Source organism: Arsenophonus sp. ENCA (genome assembly GCF_002287155.1).
Taxonomy (GTDB): domain Bacteria; phylum Pseudomonadota; class Gammaproteobacteria; order Enterobacterales; family Enterobacteriaceae; genus Arsenophonus; species Arsenophonus nilaparvatae.
In genome coordinates this window covers 1-2,678 of the sequence record NZ_NHNG01000080.1, presented here as the reverse complement: position 1 = coordinate 2,678, position 2,678 = coordinate 1, and the positions used below count along the sequence as shown (strand labels likewise).

Here is a 2,678-nt window from a genome sequence, read left to right as displayed (position 1 = left end):
TCATTGATGTATTAAAACAACAAATACAGACCACAAAAGAAAAAATAAGAAATCATATTAATAGCGATCCTGATTTAAAGAAAAACAAAGCGTTGCTGGAAAGCATACCTGGAATTGGTGAAATACTGAGTGCGAGTTTACTGGCTTATATCGGTAATATGTCAAAATTTAGCAACAGTAAAGAAGTCGTGGCCTATGTTGGTCTTAACCCAAAACTGCATGAGTCTGGTTTATTTAAAGGACGTAGTCGCCTATCAAAACGAGGTCATACAGAGCTCAGAAAAGCATTATACATGCCGGCTTTATCTGCCATTTCCTGTAACCCTATAATAAAAGCACAGTGGCAGCGGCTCGTATCACGTCACAAAGGAGGTAAAGTAGGCATCTGTGCGGCAATGCGAAAATTACTCCAATTAGCTTATGGTGTCTTAAAATCTGGCATCCCCTTCGATGAGAATATAGCTCTTGTATCATGATAAGAAAGACGGTATCTGGGATCCGTTGAGCCTGGGCCAGTATTGGATCCTTTTTTAGGCAGTGGGACAACGGCAGTGGCTGCAGAAAAACTGGCATATCCCTGGTTAGGAATAGAAAAATCCGCCTCCTATCTGAAGTTAGCCCAAAATAGACTCCATGATTTTTTATTGCCATGATGAAAAATTTTGTGGGGCAATTATCATGACGATTAACAAGATTTAAAAGCGAATTTCCCCTCAATGTTAGTTTCACTATGTGTAACTGAATCACCCTGACTTGTCCCAGATAGATCCAGTTTGTCCCAGGTAGATCCACATTTATCGCACGTTTCCCGTTTAAATATCTCACGTCCTATCAGCGTAGGGTGTCTGTCACCGCTGATAGTGTCCACTTAAATTTTAATGGACACTATCAGCGCTGGATTGACGATGATCTGACAAACGTCCTACACGAGGCGCTTCCGTGTAACTTGCTATTTTTTCGACAAAAAACGGTGCTTTCAGGGTGTTAAACCGTTTCGTATGTTCTAATGCCGTCCGCAACCTTATCTCTCTCATGTTTTTTTCCAAACGAAAAGTTTAGCGCAGCAGCCTCTAAGCGCTTGATGCTCCGTTTGTCGTATTGTTGAGTCGTTACCACGCTGGCGTGACCCAGAGCTTCTTTCACTGTCAGTATATCTTCGCCATTTTCCAGTAGTAATGAAGCGTAGGAGCGCCGTAAATCATGCGGTGTGAATGATTTAAGTGACAGTTTTGTAACGAGTTGTTTAATAATAAAGCCAATTCCGTTTGTGGTAAGGCTGTCACTGGTTACATCATCGTTTTTTCGTATCCGAGTAAATAGTGGTCCACTATGATCGCCCCTCACCGTGTCTACCCACAGACACATTCGCTTGGCAGTTTCAGGCGGCATATAGTTGATCCGCTCCTTGTTGCCTTTCCCGTGTATGTCGATTTTGTTATTTTCAAAATCAATATGGTCTATATCGAGGTCAGCCACTTCTGAACGCCTCAACCCACAGCCGAACATGAGCGATATGAGCGCAGCATCCCGTATCGCAGCTCCCGTAGTCTGAATATCCAAAAAAGTAAAAAGCCGTTTAATTTCAGTACATTCCAGCATTCTGCCCCGACTTATCCGTGCGCCCCTAATTCTCTTTATGTTTTTTACATCATGGTAATTGTCTGCATCCATCAGTCGTGACGCTCTGGCTTCTTCGGCAACCCCTTTGATAGCACAGAGAATGAGGTTAATGGTGTTTGGGGCTTTGTGTTCGTTCAGTAGCCGTTGGAGAACCACCTGTATCATATCCCTCGTCAGCGAGGACCAGTCAAAATGCAACGGTTCGTTGCACCCGAACATGGAAGAAACGGTAGTCAGACAGGAACGCATCGTTTTTTGGCTCTTCTTTGATCTCAACCGTAACAAATAACTCAGTGCAGGATTGTTCGGTGATTTCGTTCCGTTTTTTACATGACCGATTGTTGTTACAGCATCACATAAAATCAACTCATTCATAACGCTCTCCGTGAACCCGAAATCTTCACTCGAAAAAAAGAAAATTTTTGACGTATCAATTCTCTAAAATTCCTCTACTACCCCCTAAAACGCTCATAGAATTTTCCTTACTGTATTAAATACATTTTAACCAAGTAACGTTGCTTTTAAAAATCCGTCAACAAACGGACTTGTCACTCTGTTTATTAGCCACTTAATTAAGTATTGGCTCTATTTTTTTCTGCACCTTATTAGCCCAATTTTCGGAGTTACCGCAATCGTTTTCTGCAACCACTAGCCGTAACACCTTGCTGTAAACACTCGCACCAACCATATGCTTGACGCTGTTCAGATACCCGTAGAGTGCGTCAGTCACAATCACATCGTCTGGACTCAGGGTTTGACCGCAAACCCGACTGCGGATCTGAATAATGTCGTTTACTACGCTCATACATTCAGGGCAGCTTTGCTTGTAGGCGGTCAAATCCTTGTAGGTATACCCTTTTGTACCTTGTTTTTGGGAATAGTCTTCTACAGTTGCTGACCCGATGCCAGCGCAAAGGAGAATGAAAAGCAGAGTTAATTTTGTCTTTTTCATTTTCATTTCCGTGCGAATTAATTGGTCTTTGTGGCGTTTAAATAACGAATGTCTTCTTCAATCTGCTGTTCGGCAGTATCTAATACCTTTTCCAGTTCTTCCGGCG

At 42.5% G+C, this 2,678-nt stretch carries 4 protein-coding genes; 2 read left to right on the top strand and 2 right to left on the bottom strand.

From position 1 onward, the window contains the following. Both CBG25_RS02430 and CBG25_RS21240 read left to right on the top strand, forming a co-directional pair. Nucleotides 1–476: transposase (locus CBG25_RS02430; RefSeq protein WP_290604276.1), on the top strand; the 476-nt coding region annotated here is incomplete at its 5' end. A 42-nt stretch (nt 477–518) separates the two neighbouring features. Continuing rightward, nucleotides 519–653 (top strand): DNA methyltransferase, encoded by a 135-nt coding sequence (locus CBG25_RS21240; RefSeq protein WP_366212659.1) that lies wholly within the window; start codon nt 519–521, stop codon nt 651–653. Between the two features lie 331 nt (nt 654–984). On the opposite strand, the gene CBG25_RS02425 is transcribed toward CBG25_RS21240, so the two are convergent. Together CBG25_RS02425 and CBG25_RS02420 are read right to left on the bottom strand one after the other, a co-directional pair. Then, a complete protein-coding gene (locus CBG25_RS02425; RefSeq protein WP_290604275.1) occupies nt 985–1,995 on the bottom strand; it encodes a site-specific integrase in 1,011 nt (336 codons plus the stop codon). A gap of 193 nt (nt 1,996–2,188) precedes the next feature. Continuing rightward, nucleotides 2,189–2,572, bottom strand: coding sequence for a hypothetical protein (locus CBG25_RS02420; RefSeq protein ID WP_290604273.1), 384 nt, complete (start codon nt 2,570–2,572; stop codon nt 2,189–2,191). Nucleotides 2,573–2,678: the final 106 nt, after the last annotated feature.

Coding starts and splice junctions, on each gene's coding strand:
- CBG25_RS02425 (WP_290604275.1), bottom strand. CDS start 1,995: ATGAATGAGTTGATTTTATGTGATGCTGTAACAACAATCGGTCATGTA.
- CBG25_RS02420 (WP_290604273.1), bottom strand. CDS start 2,572: ATGAAAAAGACAAAATTAACTCTGCTTTTCATTCTCCTTTGCGCTGGC.